Annotated in this window: 19 protein-coding genes; 9 read left to right on the forward strand and 10 right to left on the reverse strand. The window is 66.9% G+C overall.

Annotated elements, in window-relative coordinates:
• Window positions 1-166: 166 nt before the first annotated feature.
• Genes RSO01_RS39960 through RSO01_RS39970 form a run of 3 tightly spaced genes read left to right on the forward strand, consistent with a single transcriptional unit; the run spans window position 167 to window position 2,602 of the window.
• On the forward strand, window positions 167-985 hold the full coding sequence (locus tag RSO01_RS39960) for a phytanoyl-CoA dioxygenase family protein (protein ID WP_147156179.1): 819 nt from the start codon (window positions 167-169) through the stop codon (window positions 983-985).
• Between the two features lie 13 nt (window positions 986-998).
• A complete protein-coding gene (locus RSO01_RS39965; RefSeq protein WP_147156180.1) occupies window positions 999-1,796 on the forward strand; it encodes a phytanoyl-CoA dioxygenase family protein in 798 nt (265 codons plus the stop codon).
• Complete coding sequence (locus RSO01_RS39970; protein ID WP_147156181.1) at window positions 1,793-2,602, forward strand: glutathione S-transferase family protein; 810 nt, start codon at window positions 1,793-1,795, stop codon at window positions 2,600-2,602. Before RSO01_RS39965 ends, RSO01_RS39970 begins: the two co-directional genes overlap by 4 nt.
• On the opposite strand, the gene RSO01_RS39975 is transcribed toward RSO01_RS39970, so the two are convergent.
• The 8 genes from RSO01_RS39975 to RSO01_RS40010 form a co-directional block, all read right to left on the reverse strand.
• Entirely contained in the window at window positions 2,597-3,568 is a 972-nt protein-coding gene (locus RSO01_RS39975) for an amidohydrolase family protein (protein ID WP_170303722.1), read from the reverse strand. The genes RSO01_RS39970 and RSO01_RS39975 overlap by 6 nt on opposite strands.
• Window positions 3,565-4,614 carry a dipeptidase gene (locus RSO01_RS39980; RefSeq protein ID WP_147156183.1) on the reverse strand — a complete coding sequence of 350 codons (1,050 nt, stop codon included), beginning with the start codon at window positions 4,612-4,614 and terminating at the stop codon, window positions 3,565-3,567. Before RSO01_RS39980 ends, RSO01_RS39975 begins: the two co-directional genes overlap by 4 nt.
• A gap of 13 nt (window positions 4,615-4,627) precedes the next feature.
• Window positions 4,628-5,635: a LacI family DNA-binding transcriptional regulator gene (locus tag RSO01_RS39985; RefSeq protein ID WP_170303723.1), complete on the reverse strand. Its 1,008-nt coding sequence runs from the start codon at window positions 5,633-5,635 to the stop codon at window positions 4,628-4,630.
• Window positions 5,635-7,278: a phytoene desaturase family protein gene (locus tag RSO01_RS39990; RefSeq protein WP_147156185.1), complete on the reverse strand. Its 1,644-nt coding sequence runs from the start codon at window positions 7,276-7,278 to the stop codon at window positions 5,635-5,637. Before RSO01_RS39990 ends, RSO01_RS39985 begins: the two co-directional genes overlap by 1 nt.
• Window positions 7,275-8,252, reverse strand: a complete 978-nt coding sequence (locus tag RSO01_RS39995; RefSeq protein ID WP_147156186.1) for an ABC transporter substrate-binding protein — start codon at window positions 8,250-8,252, stop codon at window positions 7,275-7,277. The genes RSO01_RS39990 and RSO01_RS39995 overlap by 4 nt, the downstream gene beginning before the upstream one ends.
• A 10-nt stretch (window positions 8,253-8,262) precedes the next feature.
• Window positions 8,263-9,057, reverse strand: a complete 795-nt coding sequence (locus RSO01_RS40000; protein ID WP_147156187.1) for an ABC transporter permease — start codon at window positions 9,055-9,057, stop codon at window positions 8,263-8,265.
• The gene (locus RSO01_RS40005) at window positions 9,054-9,761 is read right to left on the reverse strand and encodes an ABC transporter ATP-binding protein (protein ID WP_218037608.1); all 708 of its coding nucleotides are present in this window, start codon (window positions 9,759-9,761) and stop codon (window positions 9,054-9,056) included. Before RSO01_RS40005 ends, RSO01_RS40000 begins: the two co-directional genes overlap by 4 nt.
• Before the next feature lie 144 nt (window positions 9,762-9,905).
• Complete coding sequence (locus tag RSO01_RS40010; protein WP_147156189.1) at window positions 9,906-10,766, reverse strand: isocitrate lyase/PEP mutase family protein; 861 nt, start codon at window positions 10,764-10,766, stop codon at window positions 9,906-9,908.
• A gap of 208 nt (window positions 10,767-10,974) precedes the next feature.
• Between RSO01_RS40010 and RSO01_RS40015 the strand changes: the two genes are divergently transcribed.
• The 6 genes from RSO01_RS40015 (at window position 10,975) to RSO01_RS40040 (ending at window position 17,906) form a co-directional block, all read left to right on the forward strand.
• The gene (locus RSO01_RS40015; protein WP_147156190.1) at window positions 10,975-12,345 is read left to right on the forward strand and encodes an MFS transporter; all 1,371 of its coding nucleotides are present in this window, start codon (window positions 10,975-10,977) and stop codon (window positions 12,343-12,345) included.
• Window positions 12,346-12,361: 16 nt separating this feature from the next.
• Window positions 12,362-13,561 (forward strand): acyl-CoA dehydrogenase family protein, encoded by a 1,200-nt coding sequence (locus RSO01_RS40020; protein ID WP_147156191.1) that lies wholly within the window; start codon window positions 12,362-12,364, stop codon window positions 13,559-13,561.
• 19 nt (window positions 13,562-13,580) lie between these two features.
• Window positions 13,581-13,994: a VOC family protein gene (locus RSO01_RS40025; RefSeq protein WP_147156192.1), complete on the forward strand. Its 414-nt coding sequence runs from the start codon at window positions 13,581-13,583 to the stop codon at window positions 13,992-13,994.
• A gap of 177 nt (window positions 13,995-14,171) precedes the next feature.
• Window positions 14,172-16,055, forward strand: coding sequence for an alpha/beta hydrolase domain-containing protein (locus RSO01_RS40030; RefSeq protein ID WP_147156193.1), 1,884 nt, complete (start codon window positions 14,172-14,174; stop codon window positions 16,053-16,055).
• A gap of 11 nt (window positions 16,056-16,066) precedes the next feature.
• Complete coding sequence (locus RSO01_RS40035) at window positions 16,067-16,831, forward strand: alpha/beta fold hydrolase (RefSeq protein ID WP_147156194.1); 765 nt, start codon at window positions 16,067-16,069, stop codon at window positions 16,829-16,831.
• 10 nt (window positions 16,832-16,841) lie between these two features.
• A complete protein-coding gene (locus RSO01_RS40040) occupies window positions 16,842-17,906 on the forward strand; it encodes a ketopantoate reductase family protein (protein ID WP_170303724.1) in 1,065 nt (354 codons plus the stop codon).
• Between the two features lie 119 nt (window positions 17,907-18,025).
• On the opposite strand, the gene RSO01_RS40045 is transcribed toward RSO01_RS40040, so the two are convergent.
• On the reverse strand, window positions 18,026-18,478 hold the full coding sequence (locus tag RSO01_RS40045; RefSeq protein WP_147156196.1) for a hypothetical protein: 453 nt from the start codon (window positions 18,476-18,478) through the stop codon (window positions 18,026-18,028).
• 15 nt (window positions 18,479-18,493) lie between these two features.
• Window positions 18,494-20,110, reverse strand: a complete 1,617-nt coding sequence (locus RSO01_RS40050) for a GMC family oxidoreductase (protein ID WP_147156197.1) — start codon at window positions 20,108-20,110, stop codon at window positions 18,494-18,496.
• Window positions 20,111-20,188: the final 78 nt, after the last annotated feature.

Genomic DNA, 20,188 nt, shown 5'->3' on the forward strand with positions numbered 1-20,188 from the left:
ATCGCGATCCTGAATGAGGCAGCAGGATCTGCCGATCCTCGAATGGCTCCACACGCCGCAGTGATCCTGGTCCCAGACGACTGGTCAATGTCACATGGCGAAAGACTAGGCCGATGGCGCTACCGGCCTTGTCCCTCTACCCTGGTCTCCCTTTCGGGAGGAAGCAATGAGCGCGCTGGAAGCGCGCGGTCCGGAAGAGCTTAAGCTGCCCGGGCCGACGCGAGATGCCGCGCAGGCGGCGAAGGACATTGAGACGTCCGGGTTCTGCATCATCCCCAACGTGCTGCCGGCCGATCGCCTGGAACGCGTGTGCGAGGCGCTGTATCGGGCGGCAGGCGAAGATCGGGCGCGCGGCCGGGAGCAGAAGTTCCGGCTCGACTATGCGCATGACGACACCAATCAACGCGTATGGAACGTGCTCAGCCGTGACCCGGTCTTCGCCGATCTGGTCGAGGACCCGCTGGCGCTCGCGCTGGTGAAATCGACCATCGGCTGGCCGGCGCTTCTGGGCAACATCTCGGCCAACATCACCGGACCGGGCGGCGGCGAGATGGTGCTGCATGCCGACCAGATCTTCGTGCCCGAGCCGTGGCCGGCCAACCCGCAGGGCGTGAACGTCGCCTGGTGCATCGACGACTTCACCGAGGAGAACGGCGCCACGCGCATCGTGCCGGGCAGCCATCGTCTGAACCGCAAGCCCACGCCCGACGAGGCGGCGAAGGACAGCGTCGCGCTCGAAGCGGCCGCCGGCTCGATCATCGTCATGGAGAGCCGTGTTTGGCACAAGACGGGCAACAACCGGACGCAGGCGCAGCGTCGCGCCGGCATCTTCGCCTGGTACACGCGGCCGATCTACCGCCAGCAGGAGAACTGGTTCCTGTCGCTCAATCCCGCCGTCCGGCAATTCGCATCAGACGAGATGCTGGTGCTGCTGGGCTACCGGACGGAAGGGCTTGGCCTGGTCAACGGCAAGTCGCCGGCGTGATGGGGAGGCAGCAATGACCCACGAAGACAAGAAGCGCCAACTGCTCGAGGAGGGATGCTGCGTCATCCCCGGCGTGCTCACCGCAGCGGAGACCGACCGCGCCCGCGAGCGTCTGTGGGCTGCCGCGAAGGAGAGCGACCGTCTCGGGGTTCCGACGCGCCAGATCGGCCTCGATCCCAACGAGCACAATGTCCGCGTCTTCTATCTCCTGGAGCGCGATGCGGTCTTCCGCGAGCTGATCCAGCATCCGACCGCCATCGAGTTCGTCACCACGCTGCTGACCTCGGACTTCCTGATCTCCAACTTCACGGCGAACATCGCGCTGCCCGGCAGCAAATCGATGGAGCTGCATTCCGACCAGGGCATCGTCGTGCCCGAGCCGTGGTTCCAACCCTGGAGCATCAACATCATCTGGTGCCTGAACGACGTCGACGAGGAGAACGGCGCGACGCGCTACCTCCCGGGCAGCCACAAGATCCAACGGGCGGCGGACCTGCCGCCCGATGCGCGCGCCAGGATGGTGCCCTTCAAGGCGTCGGCCGGATCGTTCGTCGTCATGGACGGCCGGCTGTGGCACACCTCGGGGGCCAACGTCTCGAAGGACCGCGAGCGGGCGCTGCTGTTCGGCTACTACTCGCGCTCCTTCATCCGCCAGCAGCAGAACTGGAACGCGAGCCTGTCGCCCGAGACGGTCGAGGCGCTGTCGCCGCAGTTGCGCGCCTGGCTCGGCATGGAGGCGCGCGCCAACGTCAAGCTGGCGCAGCGGCTGCGCATCCATCCCGTGGCCACGCACACCAAGCTGACGTCGTGAACGCGATCTTGCTCTACGAGCATCCGCTGTCGCCCTATGCGCAGAAGGTGCGCATCCTGTTGCGCGAGAAGGGTCTGGCGTTCGAAGCCCGGCGGCCGAGTCGTCTGGGCCGCAGTGCCGACAATCCCGAACTCGCCGATCTCAACCCCCGACTGGAAGTGCCGGCACTGGTCCATGAAGGGCAGACGATCTTCGATTCGACGGTGATCCTGGAATACCTCGAAGAGAGGTTTCCCTCGCCGCCGATGATGCCGGCCTCGCCGGCGGCGCGAGCACGGGTGCGCATGATCGAGGAGGTCTGCGACACGCACTGGGAAGCCATCAACTGGGGCCTGGGCGAGGTTCGTTTCTTTCGCCGCGGCGGCGAAGCACTGGGTCCACGGTTGCGCGAGGCCGCCGTCGAGCAGGTCGGTCATATGTACCGTTGGCTCGAAGGATTGCTGGGTTCCTCGCCGTGGCTGAATGGTGAGCAGTTCGGCTGGGGCGATCTTTCGGCCCTGCCCTTCGCCACCATGTCCAGCATGTTCGGCATCGATCCGCCGACAGGGTCGGCGGTGGCGGGCTGGCTGCAGCGTGGCCGCCAGCGACCCTCGGTCAGCCAGACCGTCGACGAGGCATTGGCGACCATCCCCGCGATGGAAGGCGTTGCCGACGCGGTGAAAGCCGGCGCCTTTCGCCGCCAATTCCGCGATCATCGGCTGGAATGGATGATCCGGTCCGGCGGATTGCAGATCGTGATCGACGGCCTGGCCGACGGCGACATTCGATTTACCGATACGGCGCGGTTCGCCGATCGTCGATCATAGGAAGCGACGGGGATTGTCGTGGAAGATCAGCCGGCGCAGCGCGGCGTCGGTATCGGCGAGCTGCTTATGCGGATCGGGCAAGCCCATGGAAAACGGCCAGTCCGAGCCGAACAGGATGTGATCCTGGCCGTGCATCGCGGCCGCGAGCTTCAGTGCATCGGCATCGTGGGCAATGCAGTCGACGCAGAAGCGCTTGAAGGCAAGGCGCGGCTTCTGGGCACCGGTGTCGGCGCCCGGCCGCCCGGTGACCTGACCGCGCTCGAGGCGCCCTGCGACGGCGGCCGAAGCCCCGCCGGCATGGGCGAGGCAGACCGTCATGTCGGGATGCCGCTCGAGGATGCCCGACATCGCGAGATGAGCGGCAGCCAGCGCCGTCTCGACGGGGCTGCACAAAAGATTGTGCAGGTAGAACGGCTCGTAGCGCGGATCGCAGCCCTTGCAGGGATGCAGGAACAGGAACGCCCGCGCGGCATTCAGCGCCGTCCAGAGCGGCGCGAAGGCCGCGTCCGACAGGATCACCTTGTGATCCTGCGAGCCCGCCGGCATGGCAAAGCGCGGCCGGCTGGTCTTGGCCCGGCTCGCCACGATCTCCGCGGCCAGCGCCGGCTGCGTCACCGGCAGGTGATAGAGCGGTGACAGGCGATCGGGGAACCGGGCGGCCAGCGTGTCGAGGCCGTCATTGGCGTAGAGCACCCACGCCCGCATCGCTGGCGCGTCGAGCCCGAGGCGATAGAGCGGCGGCGGGATCGAGATCCAGGCACGTTCGACGCGATGCTCGTCCATCCAGGCGATCAGCGCCTCGGGCCGATAGACCGACTTGGCGGCAAGGGTGTAGCCGTCGATGGTCATCGTGCCTTCGATGTCGTTCCAGCTCACGCCGGCGATGGCGCCGATGCGATCGTTCAGCGCCGGCGCCAGATGAGCATGGATGTCGAGCGCAATGCGCTCTTCGCCAGTCGGGCTCACGACGCGGCAGCCCGCGGCGTGGTCGCGAGCACGGGATCGCTCTGCACGAATTCGAGCCTGGCCTCCCTGACCTGTTCGGCGGCGCCGAACACCTCGCCGTAGAGGCGCAGCCAGTTGCGGCTGGTGATCTTCTCGACCTCCTCGGCATTGAAGCCGACCTCCTTCAGTCCGCCGGGCAGCAGGCCGAGGTGATGGACCTCCTGGAACCAGGCCGGCGGTGGCGCCTTGCCAGGCCGCGCCGCCGAGGCCGCGCCATAGTCGATGCCACGCGTCCAGCGGCCCATGCGCATCCAGTCGTAGTCCGGCTTGGTGAAATTGTGGCTGCGGTCGGTGCCGATGGCGACATGGTCGACGCCCATGATGTCGACGCTCTTGGCAACCATCTCGCACCAGTTCCTGAGCGAGCTGCAGTAGTGGTCGCCGGTGATGTTGCGATAGGTGGCGCAGCCCAGCACGCCGCCCTTCTCGGCCAGCACCCTCAGGACATCGTCGGTCTTGTTGCGCTTGTGCGGAAACAGGCTGTCGGGATTGGCATGCGTCACCGCGACCGGCTTCTCGGAATGGATGATCGCGTCCTTGGTGGTGCGATTGCCGACGTGGCTCAGGTCGACGAGGATGCCGGTGCGGTTCATCTCGCGCACGATTTCTTTGCCGGTGCGCGATAGACCGGAATCTTCGTCCTCGTAGCAGCTGCCGCCCAGCTCATTCTGGTTGTTGTAGGTGAGCTGGATGGCGCGCACGCCCAATTCGGCGAACAGCTCGACGAAGCGGACGCGGCCCTCCAGCAGGTTGGAGTTCTGGAAGCCCAGGATGATGGCGGTGCGGCCGGAGGCGGTGATCGCCTCGATCTCCTTCACCGACGTGCCGATCGCCACCAGGTCCTTGTTGGCATTCACCAGGTCGCGCCAGCGGGCGATGGAATCGAGCGATTCGACCGTGCCCTCCCAGAAGCCGCAGGTCACCGTCACCGCGCCGACATCAGCCTTGCGCAGCTCGCTGAAGGTCTCCCGGGTGAAGTGGCCGCACTGCAGACCGTCGATCAACATGGCGTGCTCCTATTCAGGCGGATTGCCGCAAAACGAGATTGGCGGGGATCACCCGGCGCTTGCCGAGCTTGGCGCCGCTTTCGCGGGCCTTGAAAAATTCGCCGACGGCGCGGGCGATAGCGCCGGCATCGAGCGCCACGGTGGTCATCGCCGGCCGCGCGAAGCCCACCCAGGCGAGCCCGCCGAAGCCCACGACCGCCATGTCGCCGGGAATGGCCAAGCCGCGATCGGTGGCGGCGGCCATGCAGCCGAGGGCGAGTTCGTCGCTCGCCGCGATGACGGCGCGGAAGCGGAGCCCCTTGGCCAGCGCCTCGGCCATCGCCTGATGGCCCGCGTCGGCGCGATAGCCCTGCGAGATGTCCCAGACCAGCGCCGGATCGATCTCCAGTCCGCGCGCTTTCAGCGCCTGGCAGTAGCCGTCGTAGCGCGCGCGGCCGATCGCCGAGGTCGCGATGCGGCCGACGAAGGCGACCGGCCCGCGGCCGGTGTTCAGCAGGTGCGTGGTGGCGGTCACCGCACCGCCCACGTCGTCATGGATGATCGACGGGAAACCGTGGCCGCTCAGGTCCTGGCTCACCGACAGGATTTCTATGCCATTCTTGGCCACCGACTTCATGACCGGCGCCAGCTCCTCCATGTCCATGACATGCGGCGAGGACAGCAGCACGCCGCGCAGGCCGAGCGACGGCGCGCGCTCGAGGAAGTGGCGCAGCCGGTCTTGGCGATGACCGAGATTGAACAGCACGAGGTCGAGCCCCAACGTCTCGAGCTCGCCCTGCACGTGCTTGGCGAGCGTGGCATAGATGCCCTGCTCGATGTCGCCGGTCACCAACGCCACCGACCGGCCGCGCCCGACGCGCAGGCTGCGCGCCACCTCATTGGGCCGATAGCCGAGCTGCTCGATCGCCTCCAGCACGCGCGCGCGGGTCTCTGCCGAGACCGGCACGCGGCCCGCCAGCACGCGCGACACCGTGGCCGGCGAGACCTTGGCGCGGGTGGCGACGGCGACGACGCTCACCATCAGCGCCCCCTTCCCTCGCTCTGCCTTTCGCCCTGCTGCGCCTCGCGCAGGTCCCGCAACACCGCCTGCGAGGCATTGTGGCCCGAGATGCCGGAGATGTAATTGCCGGGCCACGTGCCGTTGCCGCTGAGATAGAGGCCGCGGGTCGGCGTGCGATAGGCATGCAGGCCGGGCATCGGCCGCATCCAGAACATGTGGAACGGCAGCGTGTCGCCGTGGGTGATGTTGGCCTCGACCAGGCCGAACTCGCTCTCGAACTGCGTCGGGTCGATGATGCGATAGTCGCTGATCAGGCCCGGCAGGTTCGGCATGTATTCCGCGAGCTTGGCGATGGCGCGCTTGGCAAAGACGTCGCGCTGCTCGGCCCATGTGCCCTCGCGCAGGCGATAGGGTGCATTGCCGACGTTGAGGCTGAGCACGTGCTTGCCCGGCGGTGCCAGCGTCGGCGAGGTCATCGACGGGCAGAGACCCCAGATCACCGGCTGGTGCGACAGCCGGCCCTGCAGCATGTCGGTGTGCGCGGCCTCGATGTAGTCGAGGCTGGGGGCGATGCGGAACTGCGCCGACGTCAGCAGGGCCGCTTCCTCGTCGGATTTCGCACCCGCGTAGCGGGGCATGCCGTCGAGCGCCAGGACGACCTTGAAGGCGCGGCCGCGCATCGGCTTGCGCTTCATCTTGGGCTGAAGGTCGCCCCACGACGAGGTGTCGTCGACCAGCGACCTCACCGTGATCACCGGACTCAGCGCCGAGACCACGATCGGCGCGGTATACTCCTCGCCGCTCTTGGTGACGACGCCGCGCACCACGCCGCCCGAGCTCCTGATGGTGGCGACGGGTTTGCCGACCATCACCTCGCCGCCATGCGCGCGCAGGCTCGCCGACAGAGCGTCGGTGATCGCGCCCATGCCGCCGACCGGCAGGCCGGTCGAGCCGCGCAACGGGATCAGCCGCGGGTCGCCCGCGCTGCCGCTCTTCAGCGAGGCAAGCGACAGCGGCCGCATCATGAGGTTGAACGGCGAACCCGGTGTCGAGGGCGCGACCTGGCCGCCGACCACGGCCAGCGGCGCGATCAGGGCCTGCGTCTGCGGCGCCAGCTCGAACTCGTCCATCAGGTCGCGGATGTTGCCGAACAGGATGCGGCTGAAGGCTTCCTGGTCCTCCAGCCGCGTCAGGTTGCGCACCAGGTGCTGCAGCGACGGCGGCGGCTCGAAGATCGAGATGCCCAGCCGGTCGGCGAAGGCCTGCAGGTAGGCGAAGAAGGCATCGTAGCGCGCCGCCTCGCCCGGCGCATAGGTCTCGAGCTGGGCGTGGTTGCGCTTGGGATCGCGCCAGCCGACATAGATCCGCTCGCCGTCGAGCGGCTGGACCAGCGTCGGATCGGGCCGCACCCAGCGCAGCCCGTACCGCTCGAGCTCGAGATCCTCGACGATCTTGGGCTCGAGCGAGCCCGGCGAGTTGGCGATGGTCGTGAAGTAGCCCGGCATGAACTCCAGGGTCGCCGCCGGACCGCCGAGGCGCGGGTTGCCTTCGAGCACCAGGGTCCTGAGGCCGGCGCGGCCGAGATAGGCCGCTGCGACCAGGCCGTTGTGGCCGCCGCCGACGACGATGGCGTCGAAGCGGCCCTTCCCCGAGCTTGGGTTCATTTGGGCACGGACTCGTTGGTGAAGTAGGTGGCGAGCGGCTTGTCGCCGAACAGCTCGCCCGCATCCTTGAGCGTGGCCAGAAGCTTCGTCCACTCCTCGTCCGACTGCCGGCCCCAGTTCGGGTCGGTCGGCGGCGTGGAGAGCTCCAGCACGCCCTTGTTGTAGTCGATGCAGCGCTCGACCGTGCCCGCGAGATGCACCTTGGCCTGCATCAGCTCGCAAGCCGCCTTGAAGTCGCGCGCCGCCTCGGCGAAGCCGCGCTTGGTGGCGGCCAGGAACTTCTCGACTGTCGCCGGGTTCTTCGCGAGGTAATTGCCGTTGGCGGCAAAGCCAAAGCCGATCAGCGGCACGCCGTAGTTGCTGAGCAGCATGGTCTCGGGCTGCTGGCTGGTGGCGCGCACATAGGCGTCGAAGGCCGGGGCGTCGCCGCTCACCGCGTCGATCGTGCCGCCGAACAGGGCTGCCGTCTTGGCGTTGGCGTCGAGCGCCACGATGTTGAGGTCGGTGAGCTTCATCTTGTTGGCCGCCGTGAAGACTTTCAGGCTGAGACCATCCGAGCCGCCGGGCGTGCTGCCGATCTTGATGCCCTTGAGCGACTGCGGGCCGTCGAGCTTGACCTTGCCCTTGATGCCGACGAACGCGGCCGCAGTCTTGTGCTGGTAGATGCCGACCATCTTGATCGCACCGCCCTTGCTGATCATCTGGGCGGCGTTGGTGGTGTTGAGATGGGCGATGTCGAAGCCGCTCTGGCTCAGCATCAGCGCCGTGGTCGCCGAGCCGCGACCCTGCTCGAGCGTGACGTCGAGGCCCGCCTCCTTGTAGTAGCCCTTCTCCTGCGCGACCAGGAACGACGCGTGATAGGGCAACCACGCCCAGTCGAGCAGGACCTTCACCGACGTCAGCGTCTGGGCCGCTGCAGGAAAGGACGCCAGTCCGATCGCGCAGGAAGCGAGGGCAAGAATGCGTCGGATCATGGGTTTCTCCTCAGGTCGTTGCGTCGCGCAACATCAGGGTTTCGCGTTGGCTCGGATGCCAGGGCAGCACCAGACGCTCGACCCATTCGGCGGCGCGCCACAGCAGCACACCGAAGATCGAGAAGACCGTGACCGCGGCGAAGGCGAGCGAGGTGTCGGTGTCGCCGACGGCCCGGATCAGCAGATGGCCGAGCCCGGCGTTGGAGGCGACGAACTCGCCGATCACCGCGCCGACCGGTGCCAGGGAGACGGCAAGCTTGATGCCGGCGCAGATGCTGGGCAGCGCGTTGGGGAACTGGATCTTGTGCAGGACCTGCAGGCGGCTCGCGCCCATGGCGCGCACCATCAGGAGCTGCTCCGGGTCGGCCGACTTCAGCCCCGTCACGGTGTTCACGATCACCGGAAAGAAGGTGAAGGCCACGACAAAGAACATCTCGCTTTGCAGGCCGAAGCCGAACCACACCAGGAACAGAGGCGCGATCACCACCTTGGGAATGGCATGCGCCACCACCAGCCATGGCGTGAGAAGGCGATCGACCAGGCGAGAGCCAGCGATGGCCGCGCCGGCCACGAGACCCAGCGCCACCGACATGATCAGCCCCAGGCCCGCAGCCATCACCGTGATGGCGAGCTGGCTCAGGAGATACGACCACTTGGCGACGATGGTCTCGGCGACGTCAGTTGGCGCCGGCAGCAGGAAGACCGGGACCCCGAATCCCTTGACCAGGCCCTCCCACAGGGCGAGGCCGAAGGCGCCGCTGAGCAACGGCCACATCATCCCGACGAGGAAATTCTTGGCCTTCATCCGACCAGCACCCCCGCCTTCTCGAAATGCTCGCGGATGCGCCGGCCAATGGCGGTGAAATCCGGGGTCTCGCGCACCGCGAGCCGTCGCGGCCGGTCGAACGGCACGCGGATGTCATCGAGGATCGCGCCCGGCCGGCCCGACATCACCAGCACGCGGTCGGCGCAGAAGATCGCCTCGGCGATGCTGTGCGTGATCAGGAGCGTCGTGACGTGCTGCGTGGTCTGCAGCCGCTGCAAGAGCACGTTCATCTGATCACGCGTCAGTGCATCCAGGGCACTGAACGGCTCGTCGAGGAACAGCAGCGCCGGTTTCGTCAGCAGCGCGCGGGCGATCGCCACGCGCTGGCGCATGCCGCCCGAGAGCTGCCAGGGATAGGCGCCGGCGAAGCCCGCAACGTCGAGCTCCTTCAGCAGCTCGCCGGCCCGAACTTCGAGGCCGGCCAGCCGCTTGATCTCGGCGGGCAGCATCACGTTGCCCATGACGCTGCGCCATTCGAGGAGAAGATCGCGCTGGAAGACGATGCCGATGTCGGGCACCGGTCCATCGACCGGCGTGCTGCCGATGCTGATGGTGCCGCGCGTCGGTGCGTCGAGGCCGGCGATCAGGCGCATCAGCGTGCTCTTCCCGCAGCCGCTGGGCCCCACGATGCTGACCGCCTCGCCGGCGCGCATCTCGACGGAGAGGGGTGCAATCGCCTGCACCCCTCCCGCGCCACCATACGTCTTCTCGACCCGTTCGAGACGGATCGCCCCTCCCACCATCTGGCGAAACCCCTTCAAAACCCCTTATGAAATCGTTGTCATGACGGCCCACGAGAGTCAAGGCACTCCGACTGCAAAACGGAATCAGCCGCCCAGAAAGTCCTTGGTCCAGCGCCCGTAGTCGCTGTCGCGCGTCACGCGCTTCATCAGCTCGGCGTCGGCGACGCCGGTGAGCTTGCCGGGCGGCGTGCCGTCGCGCAGCGCGCGCAGCGTGTCGTGGATCGCCTTGACCGCAGCGGCGAAAGGCTGGTGGCCCTGCAGGGCGATGCGGACGCGGCGGGCGCTGAGATACGCGAGGTCGGTGAGGTCGCCCGACACGCCGCCCAGGATCAGCGGCAGCCTGGTCGCGGCGGAGATCGCATCGAGCTCGGCGCGCGTGCGCACGCCGACGAAGAACAGCGCGTCGACACCCGCTTCCTCATACGCCTTGCCGCGGGCAATAGCGTCTTCGAGTCCCGTGATCTGGACCGCGCTGGTGCGGCCGGCGATGCACAAGGCCGGATCCTGCCGGCCGGCCAACGCAGCCTTCATCTTGCCGACGCCTTCGGCGATCGACGTCAACCGCGGCTTGGCCGTGCCGAACGGCGTCGGCAGGTCGGTGTCCTCGAGGCTCAATCCGCCGACGCCAGCCGTCTCCAGCTCCTCGACCGTGCGCTTGGCGTTCAGCGCATTGCCGTAGCCGTGGTCGGCGTCGACCATCAGCGGCAGGTTGCCGGCGCGGTTGATGCGATAGGCCTGGCCCGCGAATTCACTGAGAGTGAGGACGATCAGGTCGGGCGCGCCCAGCACGGTGAGCGACGCCGTCGAGCCCGCGAACATGCCGATCTCGAAGCCCAGGTCCTCGGCGATGCGGGCGGAGATGGGATCGAACACCGAGCCGGGATGCACACAGCGGTTTCCGCTGAGGATCGCGCGGAAGCGCTGGCGGCGGTCGGTCCAATTCATGCTGATCTCCCCAATTGCGGTGCCGAACGTAGCAAAGGCATCGGAGCAATGCAGGATCGCATTCCGACGGGCAAACGGGCGCAGCCCCCAACCGTGGCTCGGCTCAGGATCGAAGCGTAGCGTTTGCGCTCAGGGACGGCATGACGGTGCGCGGCATCCGGCCTCAAAAAAAATGAAGCGCACAGGAAACGCCCTTGGGGGAAATGCCATGTTCGATGTTCTCGACCGGCAGACCACTCTGACCGGCAATCAAAAGAAGATCCTGGCCGCCGCCATCATCGGCGATGCGCTCGAGTTCTTCGACTTCTTCCTGATCGCCTTCGTCTTCGCCTTCCTGATCGGTCCGTGGAAGCTCACCTTCGGCCAGACCGCCATGGTGTTTCTGAGCTCGGGTGTCGGCGCCATCCTCGGCGCCTATGTGTGGGGCTGGATTGCCGACCGCATCGGCCGGCGCAAGGTATTCATCGGCACGGTGTTGAATTTCTCGATCGCCACCGGCCTGCTCTACTTCACGCCGGACAATGGCTGGGTCTACCTGACGATCATACGTTTCTTCGTCGGCTTCGGCGTCGGCGGGCTCTATTGCGTCGACCTGCCGCTGGTGCAGGAGTTCATGCCCTCGTCCAAGCGCGGCTGGATCGGCGGCCTGGTGACGTGCGTCATTCCGATCGGCGTCGGCCTCGGCGCGGTGCTAGGCGCTTTCCTGGGCGCCGACCAGTGGCGGCTGCTGTTCGCCATCGGTGTACTGCCGGCCCTGGTCGTCCTGCTGGTGCGGCTGTGGGTCCCGGAATCGCCGCATTGGCTCGCTCGCCAGGGACGCCTCGAGGAGGCGCGCAAATCGCTGGCCTGGGCGTTGCAGGTCGATCCCAACACCCTGCCGTTGCCGCGGCCGGAGGAAACCAAGGTCGTGAAGACCAATTGGTTCGACCTCTTCAAGTATCCGCGCAGCCTGCTGGTGTCGTGGCTCGGCAATGCCGGCGCCCAGACCGGCGCCTACGGTATCGCGCTGTGGGCCCCTTCGCTGTTCGTGCTGCTCCTGAAGGTGACGCCGCAGGAAGCCTCCAAGATGATGATCCTGCTCACCGTCACCGGCTTCATCGGCCGCCTGAGCTTCTCATGGCTCTCGGAGGCGGTCGGCCGGCGCAAAAGCGGCGGCCTGCTGGGCTTCGGCGCCGGCGTCCTGATCATCGTCGCCGGCTACAACTACAACACCACGTTGTTCGGGCTCTCGGCATTCTGGCTGATCCTGGCGGCGGCCATGTTCTTCGTCGACGGCGGCTTCGCCATTGTCGGGCCGTACGCCGCGGAAATCTGGCCCTCGCATCTCAAGACGTCGGGCATGGGCTCGGCCTATGGCTTCGGCGGCATCGGCAAGATCCTGGGCCCGGTCGGGCTCGCCTTGATCGTCGGCTCGAGCAATTACCTGAAACCCGACGTACCACTGACCGAGATTCCGACCGCTTTCGTCTATCTCGGCTGCTGGTTCCTGATGGCCGGGGTGGTCTATTATTTCTTCGGGCTGGAGACCAAGGGCAAGTCGCTCGAGCAGATCGACCGCGAATTGGCCGCCGCCGACTGACGCGAGGAGAGGATCCTTGGACACGCTGATCCCGTCTTCTGCCGATCTCGCGGGCGACCCTGCCATCGTCGCCCGCGCCGAGGCATTGCGCCCGGTCGTCGAGGCGGCGTCGGACGAAATCGAGGAAAAGCGCCGCCTGCCGACCGCCCTTCTCGACAAGCTGCACGAGGCGCGACTGTTCCGCCTCCTGATGCCGCGCTCGGCCAACGGCATCGAGACCGATCCCGTCACGTTCTTCCACGTCATCGAGGCGATCGCCAAGGCGGATGCCTCGACAGCCTGGTGCCTGAGCCAGGCCGGCGGCTGCTCGATGTCGGCCGCTTATCTGGCCGTGCCGGTGGCGCAGGAGATCTTCGGCAACGATCCGCGCGCGGTGCTGGCCTGGGGGCCGGGCCCCAGGGTGCGTGCCATCGAATGCGAGGGCGGCTATCGCGTCACCGGTGTGTGGGCCTTCGCCTCGGGCGGCCGGCACGCGACCTGGCTCGGCGCCCACTGCCCGATCTGGCAGGCCGACGGCACGCCGCGGCTCGACGACAAGGGCCGGCAGGTCGAGCGCACCATGCTGGTGCCGTCGAGCGAGGTCGAGTGGACCGACATCTGGAACGTCGTCGGGCTGCGCGGCACGGCGAGCGACCAGTTCTCGCTGACCGACCATTTCGTGCGCGGCGACCATTCGATCACGCGCGACTGGCTGAAGGAATGCCGCGAGGCCGGCCCGCTCTACCGCATGTCGGCGATGACCTGCTATGAGCTCGGCTTCTCCGGTGTGGCGCTCGGCATCGCGCGCGCCTGCCTCGACAACTTCGTCGACGTGGCGAAAAACAAGATCCCGCGCGGCAAGGTGAGCCCGCTCCGCGACAACGCCGTGGTGCAGACCAACCTCGCCCAGGTCGAGGTCGGCATCCGCTCGGCGCGCGCCTTCCTGCTGCAGTCGGTGGCGGAGATCTGGAAGACGGTCGCGGCTGGCGACAGGCTCTCGGTCGACCATCGCATCACCATTCGCATGGCCTCGACCAACGCCATCCATCGCTCCCGCGAGGCGGTCGACTTCGCCTACAACGCGGCGGGCGCCACGGCGATCTTCGAGAACCATCCGCTGGAACGCCGCTTCCGCGACATCCACACCGTGACCCAGCAATTGCAGGGCCGGCTGTCGCATTTCGAGACTGTCGGCGCCTGGATGCTGGGCGCCGACGCCGACCTCACCTTCGTTTGATCATCACTGGAGACGGATCATGCCGCTTGGCGTCCTGCAGCATTACACCATCGAGCCTTCGAATTTGGAGGCCACCAAGGATTTCTACTGCGACGTGCTGGGACTGGAGAACGGCGATCGCCCGCCGCTCGGCTTCCCGGGCTACTGGCTCTATTCCGGCGGCGTCGCCACCGTGCACCTGCTGGGACCGCGCACGCCGCGCGAGGGCATCGTCGTGCGCGGCACCGCGAAGAAGTTCGACGACACCGGCCGTTTCGACCATATCGCCTTCGCCGCCAGCGACCTGCCCGGTGTGCGCAAGCGGCTCGAATCGAAGAAGGTGAAGTTCCGCGAGCAGGTCGTGCCGCGCACCGGCGCTGCGCAGATCTTCCTCTACGATCCCGACGGTGTCGGCGTGGAGCTGAACTTTCCGCCGGAAGAGGCGAAGGCGTGATTGTCTCTTGCCGGACCGCGGGCCTCCAGGCCCGCTCATTGCCGGGAGCGCGCCACTCCAGTGGCGCTCATGGGCTGTGTGATCAATAGAAGACGCGCCACTGGAGTGGCGCGCTCCCGGCAAAGAAGCATGATTCATGAGCGGGCCTGGAGGCCCACGGTCCGGCAAGAGGTCTGAATGCTTGTATCGTTTGACATTGAGAAAGTTGAGCCGCTCGCCGATGGCGCGCCGTTCGGCGAAGTCGGCGCCTACGAGCGCGTGATCGCCAAGGCCAAGGGCGAGGTCGATCCCGAGCATCCGGGCAACGAGGGCATTGCCCTGATCGACAAGGCGCCACGCAACGCCAACGGCAAGGTCGAGTACACGACCGACGTCTTCATCCTGCGGCCCAAGGACCCAGCCAAGGGCAACGGCCGCATCCTCTACGAGGTCAACAATCGCGGCCGCAAGATGCTGTTCGGCAACATCGCCGACGGCCCGCAGGGCGTGAACGACCCCAAGACCCTGGCCGATGTCGGCAACGGCTTTCCCCTGCGCCAGGGCTACACCATCGTGTGGTCGGGCTGGGACCCCGATGCGCCGCGCGCCAACATGGGGTTGGGGCTGACGGCGCCGGTCGCGACGAACAAGGGCGAACCCATCGTCGAGATGGTGCGCGAGGAGTTCGTCTCCGGCACGCGCGTGGGCAACCTCGACGTCTTCAAGCTGTCCTACGAGGCGGCCGCCGGGGATCAGATCTGGGCGCGGCTCAGCGTGCGCGAGCGCGCCGGCGACGAGCGCCGCGAGATGCCGCGCAGCCAGTGGTCCTTCGTCGATGCGCGGTCGATCAAGCTCGCCGACGGCACCAAGCCCAAGCCGGGCTGGCTCTACGAATTCCACTACGAGGCCACCAATCCCAAGGTGCAGGGCCTGGGTTTCGCGGCGACGCGCGATGTCGTGAGCTGGCTGCGCTACGATCCGGCGGCGATCGCCGCCACCGGCGGCAAGATCAGCCATGCCCTGGCCATCGGCTTCTCGCAGGCGGGGCGCTATCTGCGCCACCACATCTCGGCAGGCTTCAATCGCGACGAGCAGGACCGCAAGGTCTTCGACGGCATCCATGCGCATATCGCCGGCATCGGCCGCATCTTCTTCAACACGCCGTTCGGCCAGCCGGCGCGCACCGGCACGCAGCACGAGGACCACGGCTTCCCGGAGAACGCGTTCCCTTTTTCGACGGCGGAGCTTACCGATCCGCTGACCGAGCAGGAGGGCTCGCTGTTCCGCGGTGACGGCAGCGATCCCAAGCTGATCGAGACCAACACCTCGACCGAGTACTGGCAGAAGGGTGCGTCGCTGCTGCACACCGATCCGCTCGGCAAGCAGGACCTGGCGCTGCCCGAGAACAGCCGTGTCTACATGATCGCCGGCACCCAGCATGGCGGTCGTGCCGGCGCCACCACCGATCCCGGCCCCAACATCAATCCGCGCAACCCGCACAATCCCATGCCGGCCGTGCGCGCCCTGCTGATGGCGCTCGACGACTGGGTCGTGACGGGCAAGGAGCCGCCACCCAGCCGCGTGCCGACCTTGGCCGCCGGCACCCTGGTCGAGCCCGACAAGACCGGCTTTCCCGCCATACCAGGTGCCGCGGTCGCGAAGGTCACCAACCGGGTCACGCCACCGGTCGACTGGGTGAGCCCCGTGACGCTCGAGGACGCCTATCGCACGCTGGTCTGCAAGGTCGACAGTGACGGCAACGAGGCGGCCGGCATCCGCCTGCCCGATATCGCCGTGCCGCTGGCGACCTATTCCGGCTGGAACGAGTACAAGCCGCCGTACCCGGCCGGCGAGTTGGCCGATCGCGACGGAAGCTGCCTGCCCTTTCCGGCCGACAGGGCGGCGCGCGAGACGTCGGGCGATCCGCGGCCCTCGATCGCCGAACGCTATGCCGGCGGGGCGGACTACCTCGCCAAGGTGCAGGCGGCAGTCACGGCGCTGGCCAAGGAGCGCTTGCTGCTGGCCGAGGATGCCGAGCGCTATCTCGAAAGGGCACGCCGCGAGCCGCGCGTCGCGCCGTAGGGGGAGAAGACATGGCCAAGCTCGACCGCGACGGCGTGAAGATCCACTACGAGGTCCATGGCAGCGGACCGACGATCCTGCTGAGCCACGGCTACAGCTCGACGGCGCGCATGTGGGACGGCCAGATCGCGGCCCTGAAGGATCGCTACCAGGTCGTCGTTTGGGACATGCGCGGGCACGGCGAATCGGACTATCCGAGCGACCAGAGCCTCTATTCCGAGGCGCTGACCGTGGGCGACATGAAGGCGCTGCTCGACGAGGTCGGGGCCAGGACGGCGATCATCGCCGGGCTCTCCTTGGGCGGCTACATGTCGCTCGCCTTTGCCGCCAGCCATCCCGAGCGCGTGCGCGCGCTGATGCTGTTCGACACCGGACCGGGCTTCAAGAAGGACGAGGCGCGCGCCAAGTGGAACGAGACGGCCCGTCAGCGCGCTGACAACCTCGAAGCCAAGGGCCTGGCCGCCCTCAACTCCAGCGACGAGGTCAAGCTGACGCGCCATCGCGACGCCAGCGGGCTGGCCCGCGCCGCGCGCGGCATGCTGGCCCAGGACAACGACCGGGTGATCCTGTCGCTCGACAAGGTCGCCGTGCCGACGCTGGTGCTGGTCGGCGCCAACGACACCAACTTCCTCGCCGCCACCGACTACATGGCGGCCAAGATAAAACAGGCGATCAAGGTTGTGGTCGCCGACGCGGGCCATGCGTCCAACCTGCACCAACCCGCGCTTTTCAATCAGGCCGTCGAGGCGTTCCTCGCCCGGCTGCCGGCAGCTTAAGGAGGAAATCATGGGCAAGCGAATTGCAGTCGTCGGCGTCGGTGCGTTGGGTGGTTATGTCGGCGGCTGGCTCGCCCATACGGGCGAGGACGTCACCCTGATCGATTTCTGGCCGGAGAACATCGAGACCATCCGCAAGAACGGGCTCGAGCTCGATGGCGTCACGCCGGAGGAGAAGGTCACGGTCAAGAACGCCAAGACCATGCATCTCACCGAGATGCAGGACCTGTCGCGCCAGAAGCCGATCGACATCGCTTTCGTGTCGATGAAGTCCTACGACACCGAATGGGCGACGGCGCTGATCAAGCAGTACCTGGCGCCCGACGGCTACATCGTGTCGCTGCAGAACTGCCTGAACGAGGAGCGCATCGCCGGTGTGGTCGGCTGGGGCAAGACCGTGGGCATGATCGCCTCCTTGATCTCGGTCGACATGTTCGAGCCGGCTCGCATTCGCCGAACCGTCGCCAAGGGCGGCGACAAGCACACGGTGTTCCGCGTCGGCGAGGTGCATGGCCGCATCACCAGCCGCGTCGAGGAGCTGCGCGACATGGTGGGCCGCATCGACAGCGCCAAGACCACGACCAACCTGTGGGGCGAGCGCTGGGCCAAGCTCTGCCAGAACGGCATGAAGAACGGCGTGTCGGCCGCGACCGGCCTCACCGGCTCCGACTGCGACCGCAACGACGCCATCCGCCGCTTCTCGATCAAGCTCGGCGGCGAGGCGGTGCGCGTCGGCCAGGCGCTGGGTTACCACATCGAGAAGATCGGCAAGTTTGAGCCCGAGACCCTGGCCAAGGCGTCGGAGGGCGACAAGACCGCGCTCGACGAGGTCGAGGCGATCTTGCGGCCGGGCTCGAACACCAACCCCAACCCGCGCGCCGACATCCAGCGCCCGTCGATGGCCCAGGACATCCGCAAGGGCCGCCGCACCGAGATCGAGTTCATGAACGGCTACGTCGCCGAGCGCGGCAACTACATCGGCGTGCCCGCGCCGACCCATGCCAAGCTGACGGAGATCGTGAAGAAGGTCGAACGCCAGGAAGTGAAAGCAGCACCGGCGCTGCTGGGCGGCTGATCAGGACGCACGACGTCTCTAGCGAAGACTGTCATCCCGAGCGTAGCGAGGGACCTTTCTTGCGGCCTTAAAGGTCCCTCGCTTCGCTCGGGATGACACCGAGCGCAGGCAACGGCGGCCTAATTCAGATACAGGTCGTACGCATCGGAAGCGTCCCAGGCGTCGCCCCAATCGAGCTGCGCCATCTCGGCGGTCGGATTGTACGGATCGTTGGCGTCCTGATTGTACATCTGGTTGACGCGGCTATCGATCATCTGCGCCCGGCCCTTCTTGAGGAAGGTGTTGTAGGCCGTCTGGCCGCCGATATAGAGGCAGCCGCAGACATTCTGGTCGGGATAGACCCAGACCTGCTTGCCCTTGAAGGTCGTCTGGGAAATGCGGTGCGGCGGCATCTTCTTGAAGGCCGCGACCTTGGCCGGCGTGTTCAGCGTCAGCGTCTTGAAGCCCGAGTCGGCCAGCAGGTTCTCCTTGCTTTCCGGCTGGTAGCCCAACGGGTTCGTCACATCCGGCTTGCACGCCATCAAGGCGGTCGAAAGCCCGACAATGGCCAGAAACGATATCAACGGTTTCACCGCGATCCCCCTGAGTTAAGCGGCGGCCTTCAGGCCCGCCTTCGCATCCTCTTTGATCATATCCGCCCCCTTCTCCGCCACCATGATCGTGGGGGCATTGGTGTTGCCCGAGGGCACGGTCGGCATGATCGAGGCGTCGATCACCCGCAGGCCGGCGATGCCGTGGACCCTGAGCCGGTCGTCGACCACCGCCATGGGGTCGCTGCCCATCTTGCAGGTACCGCAGACATGGTAGGTCGTCTGGCCGTTGCCGCGGGCGAAGTCGAGCCATTCGTCGTAGCTGTTCACGTCCTTGCCCGGCTTGTTCTCGAAGGCGATGTATTTCTCCATCGACGGGTGCGAGACGATCTTGCGGGCGATCTGCATGCCCGCGACCGTGGCGTCGCGGTCGATCTGGGCCGTCAGGAAGTTCGGCCGGATGGCCGGCTCCACGCCCGGCGTCGCCGACTTGATGTGGATCGAGCCGCGCGAATCGGGCCGGCACTGGCCGATCACTACGGTCATGCCCGGCTCCCTCTCGAGCAGCCGCTTCTGGGCGGTGTCGTAGCTGGCATGGGCCATATGGAACTGCATGTCGGGTGAATCGAGACCCGGCCGCGTGCGCACGAAGCCGTAGACCACGCCCGCCGTCAGCGCCAAGGCGCCGCGGCCCGTCGTGTAGTACTTGATGACCTCCTTCACCAGGCTCAGCCCGCGCGTCTGCTCGTTCAGCGTGATCGGCAGCTTCACCCGCCAGTTCATGCGCGGCGCAAAGTGGTCGCCGTAATTCTCGCCGACGCCCTTCAGCTCGTGCTTCACCTCGATGCCATGGCGGCGCAGCAGCTCGGGCTGGCCGATGCCGGAATGCTCCAGCACGCCCGGCGACTGCACGGCACCGCATGAGACGATGACCTCGCGTCCGGCCCGCGCCTCGCGCGCCCGGCCGTGCACGCTGTAGGCGACGCCGACCGCGCGCTTGCCCTCGAGGATGATCTTGCCCACCAGTGCATCGGTCTCGATCGTGAGATTGGCCCGGCTGCGGGCGGGATCGAGGAAGGCGCGCGCCGTCGACTGGCGTTTGCCGTTCTTCATCGTCACCTGGTAGTAGCCGAAGCCTTCCTGGTCGCCGTTGTTGTAATCCTTGTTCTTCGGGAAGCCGCTCGCCGCCGCCGCATCGATGAAGGCGTCGCAGAGCTCGTGGGTGTCGCACATGTCGGCGACGTTCAGGAGACCGCCCTTGCCGCGGCTGTCGTCGCCGCCGCGCTCGAAATTCTCCGACTTCTTGAAGTAGGGCAGGATCTGCGAATACGACCAGCCGCGATTGCCGAGCTGACCCCAGGTGTCGTAGTCGAGCGGCTGGCCGCGCACATAGAGCATGCCGTTGATCGAGCTCGAGCCGCCGAGCGTCTTGCCGCGCGGACAGGGAATGCGCCGGTTGGCCATCCCCTCCTCGGCCTCCATCTCGAAGTTCCAGTTGAAGGTGTTGTGGTTGAGCAGCTTGGTGAAGCCCGCCGGAATGTCGATCCACATCGACTTGTCGGCCGGCCCCGCCTCCAGCAGCAGGACTTTCACGCTCGGATCCTCGGTCAACCGATTGGCCAGCACGCAGCCCGCCGAGCCGCCGCCCACGATCACATAGTCAAAAGCCGCCATGACGCTTCCTGTCTTCGTTAATGGAAGAGTCATATCAAGGCGGACCGCGGGCGTCTCGCCCGCTCATGCTCTTCGGAG

Origin of the sequence: Reyranella soli (assembly GCF_007992495.1) — a bacterium.
In the GTDB taxonomy this organism is placed as follows: domain Bacteria; phylum Pseudomonadota; class Alphaproteobacteria; order Reyranellales; family Reyranellaceae; genus Reyranella; species Reyranella soli.

Coding starts and splice junctions, on each gene's coding strand:
- RSO01_RS40010 (WP_147156189.1), bottom strand. CDS start 10,766: ATGAATTGGACCGACCGCCGCCAGCGCTTCCGCGCGATCCTCAGCGGA.
- RSO01_RS40050 (WP_147156197.1), bottom strand. CDS start 20,110: ATGGCGGCTTTTGACTATGTGATCGTGGGCGGCGGCTCGGCGGGCTGC.
- RSO01_RS40025 (WP_147156192.1), top strand. CDS start 13,581: ATGCCGCTTGGCGTCCTGCAGCATTACACCATCGAGCCTTCGAATTTG.
- RSO01_RS39980 (WP_147156183.1), bottom strand. CDS start 4,614: ATGTTGATCGACGGTCTGCAGTGCGGCCACTTCACCCGGGAGACCTTC.
- RSO01_RS39960 (WP_147156179.1), top strand. CDS start 167: ATGAGCGCGCTGGAAGCGCGCGGTCCGGAAGAGCTTAAGCTGCCCGGG.
- RSO01_RS40000 (WP_147156187.1), bottom strand. CDS start 9,057: ATGAAGGCCAAGAATTTCCTCGTCGGGATGATGTGGCCGTTGCTCAGC.
- RSO01_RS40035 (WP_147156194.1), top strand. CDS start 16,067: ATGGCCAAGCTCGACCGCGACGGCGTGAAGATCCACTACGAGGTCCAT.
- RSO01_RS39985 (WP_170303723.1), bottom strand. CDS start 5,635: ATGGTGAGCGTCGTCGCCGTCGCCACCCGCGCCAAGGTCTCGCCGGCC.
- RSO01_RS39995 (WP_147156186.1), bottom strand. CDS start 8,252: ATGATCCGACGCATTCTTGCCCTCGCTTCCTGCGCGATCGGACTGGCG.
- RSO01_RS40015 (WP_147156190.1), top strand. CDS start 10,975: ATGTTCGATGTTCTCGACCGGCAGACCACTCTGACCGGCAATCAAAAG.
- RSO01_RS39965 (WP_147156180.1), top strand. CDS start 999: ATGACCCACGAAGACAAGAAGCGCCAACTGCTCGAGGAGGGATGCTGC.
- RSO01_RS40040 (WP_170303724.1), top strand. CDS start 16,842: ATGGGCAAGCGAATTGCAGTCGTCGGCGTCGGTGCGTTGGGTGGTTAT.
- RSO01_RS39990 (WP_147156185.1), bottom strand. CDS start 7,278: ATGAACCCAAGCTCGGGGAAGGGCCGCTTCGACGCCATCGTCGTCGGC.
- RSO01_RS40030 (WP_147156193.1), top strand. CDS start 14,172: ATGCTTGTATCGTTTGACATTGAGAAAGTTGAGCCGCTCGCCGATGGC.